Origin of the sequence: Pseudomonas sp. GD04019, from assembly GCF_029837695.1 — a bacterium.
Classification (GTDB): Bacteria; Pseudomonadota; Gammaproteobacteria; order Pseudomonadales; family Pseudomonadaceae; genus Aquipseudomonas.
The window spans coordinates 35,259-50,770 of record NZ_JAOEEA010000003.1 but is presented as its reverse complement, the minus strand read 5'-3'; the positions used below and the strand labels follow the sequence as shown (position 1 = coordinate 50,770).

The window sequence follows — 15,512 nt, the reverse complement described above, 5'->3', positions numbered from 1 at the left end:
AAATAAGCCGAGGATTATACCTGATTTGACGGGTCAGGCGCCAGTTGGGGTCTTGCTGTCGGGCGATGATGTGTGGCTGAACTGCTCTCGTAGCAGGGCTTTCTCTTCATCGCTCAGTTCGCTGGGGCTTTTGTGCCTGACGCTCTGGAGGAGCTGGTCGCGGCGTTTTTTCAACTGGCCGTTGGCAAGTGTAGTAATGGTGTCGAAGAACTGCTTTTCAAGATTTTCGCCCTCGATCAGCCACTCCTTCTCCGCCAGGGCGCGCAGTAGACGGCCTTGCTCGGTGCCGTGCCAGCGGGCGATCAGCTGCAGCGAACGTAGCTTCGGGCTCTTCTGCACGGCACCGACCAAGGCCGCCAGCAGCTGGGCGTAGGTGTCGTCTTCGTCGGAGAAGTGGCTGACATCCCCGACCTTCTGCGCCAATTGCGGGTGATGCAGTAAGGTGCGCAGGGCGGTCAGGGTGGGCGATTCGACGTGTACAGGCTTGCGCGGCGGTGCGTTATCGCGCGAGCCCTTCTTCCAGTCACCGCCTTTTTTCCACTCGCCATCCTTCTTCCAGGCCTTGCCTTCGCCCTTCTTCCAGGGCTTCTTCTGTTCGTAGGCTTCGGCCGGTGGCTCGATATGGTTGGCGTAGTCGGCGATATCGCCGTAATCCGGCTGGGCGTCGTAGTAGTGGCCGTAGTCTGCCGCCGGTTCGTGGCTGGCTGAGGTGGCGGGCGTGGCTGGTGCGCTCTGGGCGACCTGGCTGAGCATCTCGCCCGAGAGGCCGGTGATCTCGCTCAGGCGCTGGCGCATCAGGGCGCGCAGGTGGTTTCCTGGAATCTTGTCGATCAGTGGTGCGGCCAGGGTGACCAGATGCGCCTTGCCTTCCAGTGAGCGCGGATCGGCTTCCTCGGACAGCTGCTGGAAGAAGTAGTCGGCCAGCGGCTGGGCGTGCTGGTTGATACGCGCGCGGAAGGCGTCGGTGCCTTCGCTGCGCACCAAAGTATCCGGGTCCTCGCCCTCGGGCAGGAACAGGAAGCGCGCGCGGCGGCCGTCCTGCAGGTTGGGCAGGGTGGCCTCCAGGGCGCGCCAGGCGGCCTTGCGCCCGGCGCCGTCGCCGTCGAAACAGAACAGCACGCTGGGCACCAGGCGGAACAGGCGCTTGAGGTGCTCCTCGCTGGTCGCGGTGCCGAGGGTCGCCACCGCGTTGCGCAGGCCTTGCTGGGCCAGGGCGATGACGTCCATGTAGCCCTCGACCACCATGATCTCGTCGAGGTCGCGATTGCTTTTGCGCGCCTCGTACAGGCCGTAGAGCTCCTGGCCCTTGTGGAATACCGGGGTCTCCGGGGAGTTCAGGTATTTCGGCTTGTCGTCACCCAGCACGCGGCCGCCGAAGGCGATGATGCGTCCGCGGCTGTCGCGGATGGGGAACATCACCCGGTCGCGGAAGCGGTCGTAGCGCTTGCCGCTCTCGGCGTTCTCGATCAGCAGGCCGGCGTCGATCATCGCCTTCTGCTGCAGGCTGTCGCCACCCAGGTGCTTGAGCAGGTTGTCCCAGCCGGGCGGGGCGAAGCCGAGGCCGAAGTCGCGGGCGATCTCGCCGGTCAGGCCGCGGCCCTTGAGGTATTCCACCGCCGATTTGCGCGTCGGGTGGCTCTTCAGAGCTTGGCGGTAATAGGCGGCGGCGGCGGTCAACAGCGGGTAGAGCGGTGAGTCGGTGGGCTGGCGCGGCGTGCGGCCGCGGCCGCCTTCCTCGCGCGGGATATCCATGCCGGCACGCTTGGCCAGGTCCTCGACGGCCTGGAGGAAGTCCAGGCTATCGTGGTCCATGACGAAGCCGAGGGCATTGCCGCCGGCGCCGCAGCCGAAGCAGTAGTAGAACTGCTTGTCCGGGCTGACGCTGAAGGAGGGGGTCTTCTCCTTGTGGAAGGGGCAGCAGGCCGAGTAGTTCTTGCCGGTCTTCTTCAGCTGGATGCGCGAGCTCACCACCTCGACAATGTCGGTGCGGTTGAGCAGGTCATCGATGAAGGATTGTGGGATCAGGCCGGCCATGGGGTCGTCAGCGTGCGGTTGCCGAAGGCGGGAGCATAAACGAAAAAACTCCGGTCATTCGCCGGGCGGCGAAGCGGAGTCGATGGAGCTTGGGGCGAACTGCAGCCTGAAAATGCAAAGCCCGGCAGAAGCCGGGCATTGCGGAAGCTTAGCGGCGCGACTGATAACTCAGTACAGACGCTCGCGGCGACGCTGCTCGCGCTGCACTTTCTTGGCGTGGCGCTTAACGGCGGCAGCGGCTTTGCGCTTGCGCTCGGTGGTGGGCTTTTCGTAGAACTCGCGGCTACGCACTTCGGCCAGGACACCGGCTTTCTCGCAGGAGCGCTTGAAACGACGCAGAGCTACGTCGAAGGGTTCGTTCTCTTTAACTTTGACGGCTGGCATCCAGGTCGTACCTTCACTGTTTTACCGAATGGACGACGCGATCCGGCTAGGGCACGGGAATACGTCGGTTTTCAAGGGTTGCGGATATTAACGCCTCGCGCCGGGGAATGCAAAGCCTCTGATCGAAAAGCGCTGGCCGGTGCCGGGGGCGGCGATTATCATGCGCGCCTCCTTATTTAGCCCAGTTTTGAAGGTTCGAACCCATGCTAGTGCTGGGACTGGAAACCTCCTGCGACGAAACCGGCGTCGCCCTCTACGACAGCGAGCGCGGTCTGCTGGCCGATGCGCTGTTCAGCCAGATCGACCTGCATCGCGTCTATGGCGGCGTGGTGCCGGAGCTGGCTTCGCGCGACCACGTCAAGCGCATGCTGCCGCTGATTCGCCAGGTACTGGGCGAGGCGGGCGTCGAGGCCGTGCAGATCGAGGCCATCGCCTATACCTCCGGCCCCGGCCTGGTCGGGGCGCTGCTGGTCGGTGCCTCCTGCGCCCAGGCCCTGGCGTTCGCCTGGGGCATTCCGGCGGTGGGCGTGCACCATATGGAAGGTCATCTGCTGGCGCCGATGCTGGAAGAGCAGCCGCCAGCATTTCCGTTCGTCGCCTTGCTCGTTTCCGGGGGGCATACCCAGCTGGTGCGGGTCGACGGCATCGGCCGTTATCAACTGCTTGGCGAGTCGGTGGACGACGCCGCCGGCGAGGCCTTCGACAAGACCGCCAAGCTGATGGGCCTGAATTATCCTGGCGGCCCGGAAATCGCCCGTCTGGCGGCAAGCGGTACGCCGGGGCGTTTCACCTTCCCGCGGCCGATGACCGACAGGCCCGGCCTGGATTTCAGTTTCAGCGGCCTGAAGACCTTCACCCTCAACACCTGGCAGCAGTGCCGCGACGCCGGCGATGCCAGCGAGCAGACCCGCGCCGATGTGTCCCTGGCATTCCAGGAGGCGGTAGTCGATACCCTGACCATCAAGTGCAAGCGCGCGCTCAAGCAGACCGGGCTCAACAGCCTGGTGATTGCCGGCGGTGTGAGTGCCAACCAGGCGCTGCGCAAGTCTCTGGAAAACATGCTGGCCGGGCTCAAGGGCAAGGTGTTCTACGCCCGTCCGCGCTTCTGCACCGACAATGGCGCAATGATCGCCTACGCCGGCTGCCAGCGTCTGCTGGCCGGCCAGCACGAGGGGCCGGAGATTAAGGTGCAGGCACGCTGGCCGATGGAGCAGCTGCCGGCCATATGAGCCGGGCTCAGGCCCGCTATTAGAAATGCCGTTCGCGTCCGGCCAGCAGGTCGCGTAGATTGCCGCGATGGCGCCAGACGATCAGCCCGGTCAGTACGCACATGGGGAGCAGCGCTGCCGGTTGCTGCCAGGCCAGCAGTGGCAGGATCAGCGGCGTGGCGATCAGCGAGGCCAGCGAGCTGGTGCGGGTGAGATAGAAGGTCAGCGCCCAGGCGGCGAGGGCCAGCAGGGCCGCCGGCGGATACAGGCCAAGCAGCATGCCGGCGGCGGTGGCGACACCCTTGCCGCCCTTGAAGCGGAAGTACAGCGGGTAGAGGTGGCCGACCACGGCAGCCAGGCCGACCCAGGCCTGTTGCTGGATGTCGAGGCCGAGCAGGTAGGCGACCAGCACCGGCAGCAGGCCCTTGAGCAGATCGCCGAGCAGCGTGAGTACGGCCAGTTTCTTGCCGGCCACCCGTAGCATGTTGGTGGCGCCGGGGTTGCCCGAGCCGCTGGCGCGAGGGTCCGGCCCGCCGCTCAGGCGGCTGAGCAGGATGGCGAAGGACAGCGAGCCGAGCAGATAGGCGAGCAGTGCCAGCAGCCAGAGCATGGTATCCATTCCGGGGCGAGAGAGCCCCGATTCTAGCGGCGGGACAAGGGTCTTGTCGTGCAGCGGAGACGAGGTTTGGACAAGGTTTTCATCGAAGGTCTGGAAGTCGACACCCTGATCGGGGCCTACGACTGGGAGCGCGGCATTCGCCAATGCCTGCTGCTGGACCTGACGTTCGCCTGGGATATTCGCCCGGCCGCCGCCACTGACGACCTGAGCAAGGCCCTCGACTACGCCGCGGTCAATCAGCATGTGCAGGCATTCGCCGGCGCCGCCCAGTTCGAGCTGGTGGAGACCTTCGCCGAGCGCCTGGCCGAGAGCCTGTTGGCGCAGTTCGGCGCGCCCTGGCTGCGCCTCAAGGTGACCAAGCCCGGTGCCAACCCGGCCGCTCGCGCAGTGGGTGTGGAAATCGAGCGTAATCGCGTATGACTCAAGTCTTTCTGGGGCTCGGCAGCAATATCGATCGCGAGCGCCTGCTGACGGCCGGACTCGATGCCCTGGGCGCGCTGCTCGGCGAGCTGCGCTGCTCGCCGGTGTTCGAGAGCCGCCCGGTGGGGATCAAGAGCGGCAACTTCTACAACCTGGTGGTCAGTGCGCACACCGACTTGCCGCTGCACGAGCTGGATCGCCGGCTCAAGTTCATCGAGGCCGACAACGGCCGCTACGCCCCCGAGCGCAAGGGCCTGCCGCTGGACATCGACGTACTGCTGTATGACGGCCTGGCGGGTAACTTCGACGGCCTGGTGTTGCCGCGGGCGGAAATCCTGAAGAACGCCTTCGTACTCTGGCCGCTTGCCCTGCTGGCACCGCAGGAAATCCACCCCGTGATCGGCAGGCCGCTGGTCGAGTTGTGGGGCGAAGCGCAGATCGACCAGCAGCTGTGGCCGGTGTCCTTCCGGTGGCGCGGCGTTGAGCTGACGCCTGCGGAGTTGTTGCAGGCTTACCCGGCGCCCGTGTAGGAGCGAGGGGCGCCTAGTCATCTGCTCGCGCACGCGACAGCTCGACAGCGCGAGAGCTTCGCGAGCAGAGCTCGCTCCTACGTTGGCTGCGTGCTTGCCTTGTAGGCCTTGAGCGCCTTCAGGCGCTCGCCCTTGAGCGCCTCACCCAGTTCCGCCCCCTTGAAGCCTCGTTCCACCAGCGGCTGCACCGCCACCGCGCGGGCGGCCCGCATGGCGCCACGCAGGTAGGCGGATTGCGGATAGTCGCGCTGCTCCAGGCCCAGGCGTCCGCGGGCGTCCATCTCGCAGGCGGCGAGGAACTCCTCGAAGCGCTGCGGTCGGCGATAAACGTCGAAGCTTTGCAGCAGCTCCAGCAGGGTGTTGGCGCGCAGCTCCAGGGCGCGGTGGCCATGGGTGTGGTACTCGCCGACCAGCAGGGCCAGCTCGGCGCAGTCCTTGGGCACCTTGCAGCGTCGGTTTACCGCGGCGATCAGCTTGAGGCCGCGATGCTCATGGGCGATATGTCGCGGCCACTCCTCCTGCGGGGTACGGCCCTTGCCCAGGTCATGCAGCAGGCAGGCCCAGCGCACGGTCAGCGGCTGTTCGTGCTTGGCGCATTGCTGCAGCACCATCAGGCAATGCACGCCGGTATCCACTTCCGGATGATGGGCCTCGGGCTGCGGCACGCCGAACAGCGCGTCGACCTCCGGCAGCAGCTCGACCAGCGCGCCGCAGTCGCGCAGCACTTGGATGAACACGTCCGGCCGCGGCTCCATCAAGGCGCGGGAGATTTCCTTCCAGCTGCGCTCGGGCGTCAGCGCCTTGAGCTCGCCGGACTCGGCCAGCCGGCGCATCAGCGCCTGGGTCTCGTCGGCCACGCGGAAGCCCAGCGGTGCATAGCGGGCGGCGAAGCGAGCCACGCGCAGTACCCGCAGCGGGTCCTCGGCGAAGGCCGGGGAGACATGACGCAACAGGCGGTCTTCGAGATCCTGCAGGCCGCCGTAGGGGTCGATCACCTGGCCGTCATCGTCCTCGGCCATGGCGTTGATGGTCAGGTCGCGGCGGGTCAGGTCTTCTTCGAGGGTGACGTCCGGGCTGGCGTGGAAGGTGAAGCCGCCGTAACCCTGGCCGGATTTGCGCTCGGTGCGGGCGAGGGCGTATTCCTCACCAGTCTGCGGGTGGAGGAACACCGGAAAATCGGCGCCCACCGGGCGAAAGCCCTGGGCCTGCATGGCCTCGGCGGTGGCACCCACCACCACCCAGTCGGTGTCGCTGACGTCGCGGCCGAGCAGGCGGTCGCGCACGGCGCCGCCAACCTTGTAGATCTGCATGAATAAATTCCTCCGTTGTGGCGGAGGATAAGCGAAAAGGCCGGACAGCGTGTCCCTCACCCCGGCCCTCTCCCAGGGGAAGAGGGAGTTAAATCGGAGGTATCACCAGGTCCAGGCGTGGGTATTCGTTGTCGTCGCTCGATTCGCCCCTGGGGGGAACGTGCTGCACGCCGACCACCTGATCTCCGCGCATGCTCTCCAGGTGAATGTCGAAGCCCCACAGGCGGTGCAGGTGCTTGAGCACCTCCTGGGTGGACTCACCCAGCGGCTTGCGGTCGTGCTGCTGGTGGCGCAGGGTCAGTGAGCGGTCGCCACGGCGGTCGACGCTGAAGATCTGCACGTTGGGCTCGCGGTTGCCCAGGTTGTACTGGGCGGCCAGGGTCTCGCGGATCTGCCGGTAGCCGGGCTCGTCGTGGATGGCCGGGATCAGCAGGTCTTCCTGCTGGTCGTCGTCGAGCACGCTGAACAGCTTGAGGTCGCGGATCACCTTGGGCGAGAGGAACTGCAGGATGAAGCTCTCGTCCTTGAAGTTGGCCATGGCGAACTTGAGGGTGGACAGCCAGTCGCTGCCGGCGATGTCCGGGAACCAGCGTTTGTCCTCCTCGGTGGGTTTTTCGCAGATGCGGCGGATGTCGCAGTAGATGGCGAAGCCCAGGGTGTAGGGGTTGATGCCGCTGTAGTAGGGGCTGTCGAAGCCGGGCTGGTAGACCACGCCGGTGTGCGACTGCAGGAACTCCATCATGAAGCCTTCGGTGACCAAGCCCTCGTCGTACAGGTCGTTCATCAGGGTGTAGTGCCAGAAGGTGGCCCAGCCCTCGTTCATCACCTGGGTCTGGCGCTGCGGATAGAAGTACTGGGCGATCTTGCGCACGATGCGCACCACCTCGCGCTGCCAGGGCTCCAGCAGCGGCGCGTGCTTCTCCAGGAAGTACAGGATGTTTTCCTGCGGCTCGTCCGGCCAGCGCTTGCTGTCGTGGTCGTGGCCCTTGCGCGAGCTCTTGGGAATGGTGCGCCAGAGATCGTTGATCTGCTTCTGCAGGTGCTCTTCGCGGTCCTTCTGCCGGCGCCGTTCTTCTTCGGCGGAGATCGGGTAGGGGCGCTTGTAGCGGTCCACGCCATAGTTCATCAGGGCATGGCAGGAGTCGAGCAGTTCCTCCACCGCGTCGATGCCGTGGCGCTCCTCGCACTGCATGATGTACTGCTTGGCGAACACCAGGTAGTCGATGATCGAACTGGCGTCGGTCCAGGTGCGGAACAGGTAGTTGCCCTTGAAGAAGCTGTTGTGGCCATAGCAGGCGTGGGCGATCACCAGTGTCTGCATGCACATGGTGTTCTCTTCCATCAGATAGGCGATGCACGGATCGGAATTGATCACGATCTCGTAGGCCAGGCCCATCTGTCCGCGAGAGTAGCCCTTCTCGGTGGCCAGGAAGTGCTTGCCGTAGGACCAGTGGTGATAACCCAGCGGCATGCCGACCGAGGCGTAGGCATCCATCATCTGCTCGGCGGTGATCACCTCGATCTGGTTGGGGTAGGTGTCCAGCGCATAGCGCTCGGCGATGCGCGCGATCTCGCGATCGTAGGCGCGGATCAGCTCGAAGGTCCATTCCGAGCCGGTGGACAGCGGTTGGCGTCTTTTCTCGGCTGCGCTCATGGGGCGGCCCTCAGGTGACCATGCGGCGCTGGAACAGCTCGCGGAACACCGGGTAGATGTCCGCGGCGGAAACCAGCTGCTGCTGGGCGAACGAATTGGCGAAGGTCTCGCTGACCTGTTCGTACTCGTACCACAGCGCCTGGTGCTCGCGCGGGGTGATCTCGACGTAGGTGAAGTACTGCATGAACGGCATGATCTGGTTGATCAGGATGTCGCGGCACACCGGCGAGTCGTCGTTCCAGTTGTCCCCATCCGAGGCCTGGGCGCCGTAGATGTTCCACTCGTTGGTCGGGTAGCGCTCGACCATGATCTCCTGCATCAGCTTGAGGGCGCTGGAAACGATGGTGCCGCCGGTTTCGCGCGAGTAGAAGAACTCCTCCTCGTCCACTTCCTTGGCGCTGGTGTGGTGGCGGATGAACACCACCTCGATGCGCTCGTAGTTCCGTTTCAGGAACAGGTACAGGAGGATGAAGAAGCGCTTGGCGATGTCCTTGGTGGCCTGGGTCATGGAGCCGGACACGTCCATCAGGCAGAACATCACCGCCTTGGAGCTGGGGTTGGGCTGCTTGACCAGTAGGTTGTACTTGAGGTCGAAGGTGTCCAGGAAGGGGATGCGGTGGATGCGCGCGCTGAGGCGCTCGATCTCCGCCTCGATCTCCTGGATGTCGCCGAAGTTGTCCGGCTCCTCGCGCCTGAGCCGCTCCAGTTCCGCCTTGGCTTCGCGCAGCTTGCCGCGGCTGGAGCCGGACAGGGCAATGCGCCGGGCATGGGCCGAGCGCAGAGTGCGGACGATATTGATGCGCGAGGGATTGCCCTCGTTGCTGATGCCGGCGCGCACCGTCTTGAAGGTGTCGGTGCCGGTCAGGTGGCGCTTGATCAGGTTGGGCAGCTCCAGGTCCTCGAACATGAAGTCGAGGAATTCCTCCTGGGTGATCTGGAACACGAACTCGTCCATGCCTTCGCCGGAGTTGCTCGCCTTGCCCGGCCCGCGTCCGCCGCCACCGCCGGAGGGGCGCGGCACATGGTCGCCAGCGCTGAACTCCTTGTTGCCCGGGTGCACGACGTTCTGCCGGCCGCCACGGCCGTGGTGCAGCACCGGCTCGTCGATGTCGCGGCCGGGAATGCTGATCTGCTCGCCGTGCTCCATGTCGGTGATGGAGCGCCGGCTGACCGCCTCCTCGACGGCCTTCTTGATGTGTTCACGGTAACGCCGCAGGAAGCGCTGGCGGTTCACCGTGCTCTTGTTCTTGCCGTTCAGGCGCCGGTCTATCACATAGCTCATGACGTCTCCTTAGAGCCTGTTCATAGCCTGCTGCGCGTCGGCCAAAGGGCGTCGAAAGCTGCTTCGGAATGCTCATTTACCACCTGTAAACTGCGCTTCCTCAACACCTTTCTCCACCCTTTGGCTCTAGCTCGCTAGCCTATGAGCAGGTTCGTGGCGCGTGCTCCCAGGGGCGCACGGCAGTCGGCGCCGCCTGGGGCGGCGCGCCGACGGCGGGTTACTGCGACTTGCGAACCCGCAGGTACCACTCGGACAGCAGGCGCACCTGCTTCTCGGTGTAGCCACGTTCGACCATACGAGTGACGAAGTCGTTGTGCTTCTGTTGGTCCTCCTTGCTGGCCTTGGCGTTGAAGCTGATGACCGGCAGCAGATCCTCGGTGTTGGAGAACATCTTCTTCTCGATCACCACGCGCAGCTTCTCGTAGCTGAGCCAGGTGGGGTTCTTGCCGTTGTTGTTGGCGCGGGCGCGCAGCACGAAGTTGACGATCTCGTTGCGGAAGTCCTTCGGGTTGCTGATGCCGGCCGGCTTCTCGATCTTCTCCAGCTCCTCGTTGAGCGCCACGCGGTTGAGAATCTCGCCGGTCTCCGGGTCGCGGTATTCCTGGTCCTGGATCCAGAAGTCGGCGTACAGCACGTAGCGGTCGAAGATGTTCTGGCCGTATTCGCTGTAGGACTCCAGGTAGGCGGTCTGGATCTCCTTGCCGATGAACTCGATATAGCGCGGTGCCAGGTATTCCTTGATGTAGCGCAGGTAGCGCTCGCGCATCTCGGCGGGGAACTGTTCCTGCTCGATCTGTTGTTCCAGCACATAGAGCAGGTGCACCGGGTTGGCGGCGATCTCGTGCGGGTCGAAGTTGAAGACCTTGGACAGGATCTTGAAGGCGAAGCGGGTCGACAGCCCGGCCATGCCTTCGTCGACGCCGGCGGAGTCGCGGTATTCCTGGATCGACTTGGCCTTGGGGTCGGTGTCCTTGAGGTTCTCGCCGTCGTACACGCGCATTTTCGAGTAGATGTTGGAGTTTTCCGGCTCCTTCAGGCGCGACAGGGTGGAGAACTGGGCGAGCATCTTCAGGGTGTCCGGCGCGCAGTGGGCGTTGGCCAGGGAGCTGTTGATCAGCAGCTTGTCGTAGATGCGTACCTCGTCGGTGACGCGCAGGCAGTACGGCACCTTGACGATGTAGATGCGGTCGATGAACGCCTCGTTGTTCTTGTTGTTGCGGAAGCTGTGCCACTCGGACTCGTTGGAGTGGGCCAGGATGATGCCGCTGTAGGGCAGGCCGCCGAGGCCCTCGGTGCTGTTGTAGTTGCCCTCCTGGGTGGCGGTCAGCAGCGGGTGCAGCACCTTGATCGGCGCCTTGAACATCTCGACGAACTCCATCAGGCCCTGGTTGGCCCGGCACAGGGCGCCCGAGTAGCTGTAGGCGTCGGCGTCGTTCTGCGGGAATTCCTCCAGCTTGCGGATATCCACCTTGCCCACCAGAGCGGAGATGTCCTGGTTGTTCTCGTCACCTGGCTCGGTCTTGGCGATGGCGATCTGATTGAGAATCGAGGGGTGCAGCTTGACCACGCGGAACTTGCTGATGTCGCCGCCGAATTCGTTGAGCCGCTTGCTGGCCCAGGGCGAGATCACCGTGCGCAGGTAGCGCTGTGGAATGCCGTACTCCTCTTCGAGGATCTTGCCGTCCTCGTCGGGGTTGAACAGGCCGAGCGGCGACTCGAACACCGGCGAACCCTTGATGGCGTAGAAGGGGATGTGTTCCATCAGCTGCTTGAGCTTCTCGGCCAGGGAGGACTTGCCGCCGCCCACCGGGCCCAGCAGATAGAGAATCTGCTTCTTTTCCTCCAGGCCCTGAGCGGCATGGCGGAAGTAGGAGACGATCTGGTCGATGCACTCTTCCATGCCATGGAAATCGGCGAAGGCCGGGTAACGGCGGATCACCTTGTTGGAGAAGATCCGCGACAGCCGTGGGTCGACCGAGGTGTCCAGCAGCTCGGGCGAGCCAATCGCCATCAGCATGCGTTCGGCCGCGGTGGCATAGGCGCTGGGGTCCGTTTTGCACAGCTCCAGATATTCCTGCAGGGAATATTCTTCCTGCCGAGTCGCCTCGAATCGTTGCTGGAAGTGGCTGAATATACTCATGACTGCACCTCGCTCGCTTGCGTGGAGCCGGGGCGGGTCATTCGGGCGGGTGCGTGGGAGGACGGCTGCTCGCCGTTGCAAATCCCCCTGACACCATAAAGACGCTACCGATGGCCCGGAACCGGTGTGCCGGCTCTTCCTTCTGGATGGCCTCGCCCTAAGCGTAGTTCGCTTTCGGCGGCGTCAAGCGTGTAGAGATGGTGACAAGACGTAACCGCTCGTCGGTAAGTCGACTGTAGGCAGCGGATGGCGCGGCTTTGCGCCGCGCAGAAAAAAATTACTCGGCGTCGCCGCTGGAGACCTGATCTGGATACTGGCTACGCCACAGCTCGAAGCCGCCATCCAGGCTGTAGACCTCGGCGAAGCCTTGGTGCGCCAGGTAGGCGGCGGCGCTCTGGCTGGAGTTGCCGTGGTAGCAGGAGACGATCAGCGGCGCATCAAAGTCGGCCTTGGCGATAAAGTCCGCCAGGCTGTGGTTGTCCAGGTGGCGCGAGCCGCGGATATGGCCGTTGGCGAAGCTCTGCGGGTCGCGAATGTCCACCACCACGGCGCCTTGCTCGCGCAGAGCCTGGGCCTGCTCGGGGGGGATGCGTTTGAAGTCGCTCATGCGGGAGTCTCCTTGCAGTCGCAGCGGAATTTCTCGCCGCTGTCGATATTCATCAGGGTCATGGCGCCGCCCCACACGCAGCCGCTGTCCAGGGCCGAGAGGCCGGGCTCGTCGCAATTGCCCTCCAGCGCCGCCCAGTGGCCGAAGATGATCTTCTGGCCGCGGGTCTTGCGTGCGGGCCAGCTGAACCAGGGGGCGTAGCCGGGTGGTGCGGTGTCCACGCCTTCTTTGCTCTTCAGGTCGAGGGTGCCGTCCTCGGTGCAGAAACGCATGCGGGTGAAGTAGTTGGTGATCACCCGCAGGCGAGCCACGCCGTGCAGGTCGCTGTCCCACTTGGCCGGCTCGTTGCCGTACATGCCGTCGAGGAACAGCGGCAGGCGGGCATCGTCGAGCAGCACTTCTTCGACTTCGGCGGCGCGCTTGAGTGCCTTCTTCAGCGTCCACTGCGGCGGGATGCCGGCGTGCACCATGGCGATGTCGCGTTGCTCGTCATGATGCAGCAGCTTCTGCCGGCGCAGCCATTCGAGCAGGTCCTTGCGGTCCGGGGCGTCGAGGATTTCCTGCAGGGTGTCGTTCTTCTTCAGGCGCTCGATGTTGTGTGCGGCGGCCAGCAGGTGCAGGTCGTGGTTGCCCAGTACGCAGACCAGCGACTCGCGGATCGAGTAGAGGAAGCGCAGGGTCTCCAGGGATTCGGGGCCGCGGTTGACCAGGTCGCCGACCAGCCACAGTTTGTCCCGGCTTGGGTCGAAGGCGACCCGTTCGAGCAGGCACTTGAGCGGCTGCAGGCAGCCCTGCAGGTCGCCCACCGCATAAGTGGCCATCAGTGCAGGGCTCCCGGCATGGCCAGGCGGAACGGGGCGATGGGCGCGTCGAAGCGTTTACCGTCGTCGGCGACCATCTGGTAGCTGCCATGCATATTGCCGACCTTGGTCGCCATCACCGTACCGCTGCTGTAGGTGTGGCTCTGGCCCGGCTCCAGGCGTGGCTGCTGGCCGATCACGCCGGCGCCGCGGACTTCCTGCACGCGGCCGTCGCCGTCGGTGATGATCCAGTGCCGGCTGAGCAGCTTGGCCGCCTCGGTGCCGCCGTTGTGCAGGGTGACGGTGTAGGCGAAGGCATAGCGGTTCTGCTCCGGAGTCGATTGCTCCGGCAGGTAGCGGGTCTCGACGCTGACGTCGATCTGATAACGCGGGTCGGCCATCTGGAGAAACTCGGCAGGCTGAAAGGGCAGTTTAGTCCGCTTGGCCGGTGGCCTGGCGGTCGGCCAGCTGATCGGCCAGGCGCACAAAGGCGGCCAGGTCCAGCTGTTCCGGGCGCAACCCGCCGTCCACGCCGGCGGCCTCGATGGCCTCGTTCGGCAGCAGTTGCTTGAGAGTGTTGCGCAGGGTCTTGCGGCGCATATTGAAGGCCTCGCGCACCACCCGCTCGAGCAGGCGGTGGTCCTTGGCCGGGTGCGGCAGGGTCTCGTGCGGCACCAGGCGGACGATGGCCGAGTCGACCTTGGGCGGCGGATTGAAGGCGCCGGGGCCGACGTTGAACAGGTGCTCCACGCGGCAGTGGTACTGGACCATGATCGACAGCCGGCCCCAGTCGCCACCGCCCGGTTCGGCGGCCAGACGCTCGACCACTTCCTTCTGCAGCATGAAGTGCATGTCGCGGATCAGCGGGGCGTTGTCCAGCAGGTGGAAGATCAGCGGGGTGGAGATGTTGTACGGCAGGTTGCCGACCACCCGCAGGCTGTGCGGCGCGGCATCCAGGCGGGTGAAGTCGAACTTCAGCGCGTCTCCCTGGTTCAGCCTGAAGCGCGGGTTGTCGCCGAACTTGCCTTGCAGGATGGGGATCAGGTCGAGGTCAAGTTCGATCACGTCGAGCTGCGCGCCGCTGCCCAGCAGGCCCTCGGTGAGGGCACCCTGGCCCGGGCCGATTTCCAGCAGGCGCTCGCCTTCTTTGGCATGGATGGCGCGCAGGATGCGGTGAATCACACCCGCGTCGTGCAGGAAATTCTGGCCGAAGCGCTTGCGCGCGCGGTGTTGGTATTCGGACATCGGTACGGCTCCAAGCTTCAAGCCACAAGCTCAAAGCGCAATGCAAAGAGCGGCAGTTTAGCAGCCAAGCGGCCAGGCTCTAAGCGTCTAAGCTCGCGCGAGCTAGAGAAAAACGAGGCGAAAGCGGCTGAGGCAGCGGAGTTTGCCGAGAGTAAATGAGCATGCCGAAGCCGTTCTCAACGCAGTTTTTCCGACGCGCAGCCGAGCGTCAGCGGCGTGCGGCGGCCATCTGGTAGGCGGTTTCCAGTGCAACCTGCAGGCTGCCGGTATCGATTTTGCCACTACCGGCCAGGTCCAGGGCGGTGCCATGGTCGACCGAGGTGCGGATGATCGGCAGGCCCAGAGTGACATTGACCGCCGCGCCGAAGCCCTTGTATTTGAGCACCGGCAGTCCCTGGTCGTGGTACATGGCCAGCACCGCATCGCAGTGGTCCAGATGCTTGGGAGTGAACAGGGTATCGGCCGGCAGTGGGCCGATCAGGTTCAGGCCCTCGCCGCGCAGTCGCTCCAGGGTCGGCTCGATCACCTCGATCTCCTCGCGGCCCAGATGGCCGCCTTCGCCGGCATGCGGGTTGAGGCCGCAGACCAGGATGCGCGGGTGGGCAATGCCGAACTTTTCCACCAGGTCCGCATGCAGGATGCGCGTGACCCGCGCAAGGCGTTCGTCGGTGATCGCTGCTGCGACGTCCTTGAGCGGCAGATGGGTGGTCACTAGGGCCACGCGCAGGCCGCGAGTCGCCAGCATCATCACCACCTGCTCGGTGGCAGTCAGTTCGGCAAGGAACTCGGTGTGCCCGGAGAAGGGAATGCCGGCCTCGTTGATCACGCCCTTGTGCACGGGCGCGGTGATCATCCCGGCGAAGATGCCGTCGATGCAGCCCTGGCCGGCGCGGGTCAGGGTTTCCAGCACATAGGCGGCATTGGCCTGGTTCAGTTCGCCGGCCGTTACCGGTGCTGCCAGGGGCGTGTCCCAGACATACAGGCGGCCGGCCGGAGCTGGGGCACTCGGCCACTGGCCGGGACCGACGCCGATCAGCTCGATGCTCAGTCCCAGCTGCTGGGCGCGCTCAGACAGCAGCTCGCGGCTGGCGATGGCCACCAGCGCCTCGGGCTGCACCTCGCGCGCCAGTAGCAGGCACAGGTCCGGACCGATGCCGGCGGGCTCGCCGGGAGTCAGGGCAAACAGGCGAGGAATGGTCATGGTCGGCCTCGTGGGAATACCGGGTCGGAGGGGAGTACTTTACGCGCAAAAGCGTGGGTCGAAAAAAAGCCCGGCGGA

At 64.9% G+C, this 15,512-nt stretch carries 15 protein-coding genes; 3 read left to right on the top strand and 12 right to left on the bottom strand.

From position 1 onward, the window contains the following. Nucleotides 1-33: 33 nt before the first annotated feature. On the bottom strand, nt 34-2,034 hold the full coding sequence (gene dnaG / locus N7607_RS05350; RefSeq protein WP_279869341.1) for a DNA primase: 2,001 nt from the start codon (nt 2,032-2,034) through the stop codon (nt 34-36). Between the two features lie 168 nt (nt 2,035-2,202). Next, the gene (gene rpsU / locus N7607_RS05345; protein WP_021702507.1) at nt 2,203-2,418 is read right to left on the bottom strand and encodes a 30S ribosomal protein S21; all 216 of its coding nucleotides are present in this window, start codon (nt 2,416-2,418) and stop codon (nt 2,203-2,205) included. Nucleotides 2,419-2,621: 203 nt separating this feature from the next. Between rpsU and tsaD the strand changes: the two genes are divergently transcribed. Then, the gene (gene tsaD / locus N7607_RS05340; protein WP_279869337.1) at nt 2,622-3,647 is read left to right on the top strand and encodes a tRNA (adenosine(37)-N6)-threonylcarbamoyltransferase complex transferase subunit TsaD; all 1,026 of its coding nucleotides are present in this window, start codon (nt 2,622-2,624) and stop codon (nt 3,645-3,647) included. Nucleotides 3,648-3,666: 19 nt separating this feature from the next. Here the strand turns inward: tsaD and plsY are convergent, their stop codons facing one another. Then, nucleotides 3,667-4,236: a glycerol-3-phosphate 1-O-acyltransferase PlsY gene (gene plsY / locus N7607_RS05335; RefSeq protein WP_279869336.1), complete on the bottom strand. Its 570-nt coding sequence runs from the start codon at nt 4,234-4,236 to the stop codon at nt 3,667-3,669. Between the two features lie 75 nt (nt 4,237-4,311). Here plsY and folB point away from each other — a divergent pair, with 75 nt between their 5' ends. Next, nucleotides 4,312-4,665, top strand: coding sequence for a dihydroneopterin aldolase (gene folB, locus N7607_RS05330; protein WP_279869335.1), 354 nt, complete (start codon nt 4,312-4,314; stop codon nt 4,663-4,665). Further along, nucleotides 4,662-5,195, top strand: a complete 534-nt coding sequence (gene folK, locus N7607_RS05325; protein ID WP_279869333.1) for a 2-amino-4-hydroxy-6-hydroxymethyldihydropteridine diphosphokinase — start codon at nt 4,662-4,664, stop codon at nt 5,193-5,195. The genes folB and folK overlap by 4 nt, the downstream gene beginning before the upstream one ends. A 77-nt stretch (nt 5,196-5,272) precedes the next feature. Here the strand turns inward: folK and N7607_RS05320 are convergent, their stop codons facing one another. From N7607_RS05320 to pdxA, 9 genes are all read right to left on the bottom strand, one after another. After that, the gene (locus tag N7607_RS05320) at nt 5,273-6,505 is read right to left on the bottom strand and encodes a multifunctional CCA addition/repair protein (RefSeq protein ID WP_279869331.1); all 1,233 of its coding nucleotides are present in this window, start codon (nt 6,503-6,505) and stop codon (nt 5,273-5,275) included. An 88-nt stretch (nt 6,506-6,593) separates the two neighbouring features. Then, a complete protein-coding gene (locus N7607_RS05315) occupies nt 6,594-8,159 on the bottom strand; it encodes a SpoVR family protein (protein ID WP_279869329.1) in 1,566 nt (521 codons plus the stop codon). Nucleotides 8,160-8,169: 10 nt separating this feature from the next. Beyond that, nucleotides 8,170-9,441, bottom strand: a complete 1,272-nt coding sequence (locus N7607_RS05310) for a YeaH/YhbH family protein (RefSeq protein WP_137974812.1) — start codon at nt 9,439-9,441, stop codon at nt 8,170-8,172. A 217-nt stretch (nt 9,442-9,658) separates the two neighbouring features. After that, complete coding sequence (locus N7607_RS05305; RefSeq protein WP_279924017.1) at nt 9,659-11,581, bottom strand: PrkA family serine protein kinase; 1,923 nt, start codon at nt 11,579-11,581, stop codon at nt 9,659-9,661. A 277-nt stretch (nt 11,582-11,858) separates the two neighbouring features. Then, the gene (gene glpE, locus N7607_RS05300) at nt 11,859-12,188 is read right to left on the bottom strand and encodes a thiosulfate sulfurtransferase GlpE (protein WP_279869109.1); all 330 of its coding nucleotides are present in this window, start codon (nt 12,186-12,188) and stop codon (nt 11,859-11,861) included. Next, nucleotides 12,185-13,009 carry a symmetrical bis(5'-nucleosyl)-tetraphosphatase gene (locus N7607_RS05295; protein ID WP_279869107.1) on the bottom strand — a complete coding sequence of 275 codons (825 nt, stop codon included), beginning with the start codon at nt 13,007-13,009 and terminating at the stop codon, nt 12,185-12,187. Before N7607_RS05295 ends, glpE begins: the two co-directional genes overlap by 4 nt. After that, complete coding sequence (apaG, locus tag N7607_RS05290; RefSeq protein WP_279869106.1) at nt 13,009-13,389, bottom strand: Co2+/Mg2+ efflux protein ApaG; 381 nt, start codon at nt 13,387-13,389, stop codon at nt 13,009-13,011. Before apaG ends, N7607_RS05295 begins: the two co-directional genes overlap by 1 nt. Before the next feature lie 31 nt (nt 13,390-13,420). Next, nucleotides 13,421-14,233 (bottom strand): 16S rRNA (adenine(1518)-N(6)/adenine(1519)-N(6))-dimethyltransferase RsmA, encoded by an 813-nt coding sequence (gene rsmA, locus N7607_RS05285; protein ID WP_279869104.1) that lies wholly within the window; start codon nt 14,231-14,233, stop codon nt 13,421-13,423. 208 nt (nt 14,234-14,441) lie between these two features. Beyond that, nucleotides 14,442-15,428 (bottom strand): 4-hydroxythreonine-4-phosphate dehydrogenase PdxA, encoded by a 987-nt coding sequence (pdxA, locus tag N7607_RS05280; RefSeq protein WP_279869112.1) that lies wholly within the window; start codon nt 15,426-15,428, stop codon nt 14,442-14,444. Nucleotides 15,429-15,512 lie beyond the last annotated feature (84 nt).

Excerpts from the sequence above, each read along its gene's own strand:
- glpE (WP_279869109.1), bottom strand. The coding sequence starts at position 12,188 with ATGAGCGACTTCAAACGCATCCCCCCCGAGCAGGCCCAGGCTCTGCGC.
- N7607_RS05305 (WP_279924017.1), bottom strand. The coding sequence starts at position 11,581 with ATGAGTATATTCAGCCACTTCCAGCAACGATTCGAGGCGACTCGGCAG.
- rsmA (WP_279869104.1), bottom strand. The coding sequence starts at position 14,233 with ATGTCCGAATACCAACACCGCGCGCGCAAGCGCTTCGGCCAGAATTTC.
- plsY (WP_279869336.1), bottom strand. The coding sequence starts at position 4,236 with ATGCTCTGGCTGCTGGCACTGCTCGCCTATCTGCTCGGCTCGCTGTCC.
- N7607_RS05315 (WP_279869329.1), bottom strand. The coding sequence starts at position 8,159 with ATGAGCGCAGCCGAGAAAAGACGCCAACCGCTGTCCACCGGCTCGGAA.
- N7607_RS05295 (WP_279869107.1), bottom strand. The coding sequence starts at position 13,009 with ATGGCCACTTATGCGGTGGGCGACCTGCAGGGCTGCCTGCAGCCGCTC.
- folK (WP_279869333.1), top strand. The coding sequence starts at position 4,662 with ATGACTCAAGTCTTTCTGGGGCTCGGCAGCAATATCGATCGCGAGCGC.
- dnaG (WP_279869341.1), bottom strand. The coding sequence starts at position 2,034 with ATGGCCGGCCTGATCCCACAATCCTTCATCGATGACCTGCTCAACCGC.
- N7607_RS05310 (WP_137974812.1), bottom strand. The coding sequence starts at position 9,441 with ATGAGCTATGTGATAGACCGGCGCCTGAACGGCAAGAACAAGAGCACG.
- N7607_RS05320 (WP_279869331.1), bottom strand. The coding sequence starts at position 6,505 with ATGCAGATCTACAAGGTTGGCGGCGCCGTGCGCGACCGCCTGCTCGGC.
- rpsU (WP_021702507.1), bottom strand. The coding sequence starts at position 2,418 with ATGCCAGCCGTCAAAGTTAAAGAGAACGAACCCTTCGACGTAGCTCTG.
- apaG (WP_279869106.1), bottom strand. The coding sequence starts at position 13,389 with ATGGCCGACCCGCGTTATCAGATCGACGTCAGCGTCGAGACCCGCTAC.
- tsaD (WP_279869337.1), top strand. The coding sequence starts at position 2,622 with ATGCTAGTGCTGGGACTGGAAACCTCCTGCGACGAAACCGGCGTCGCC.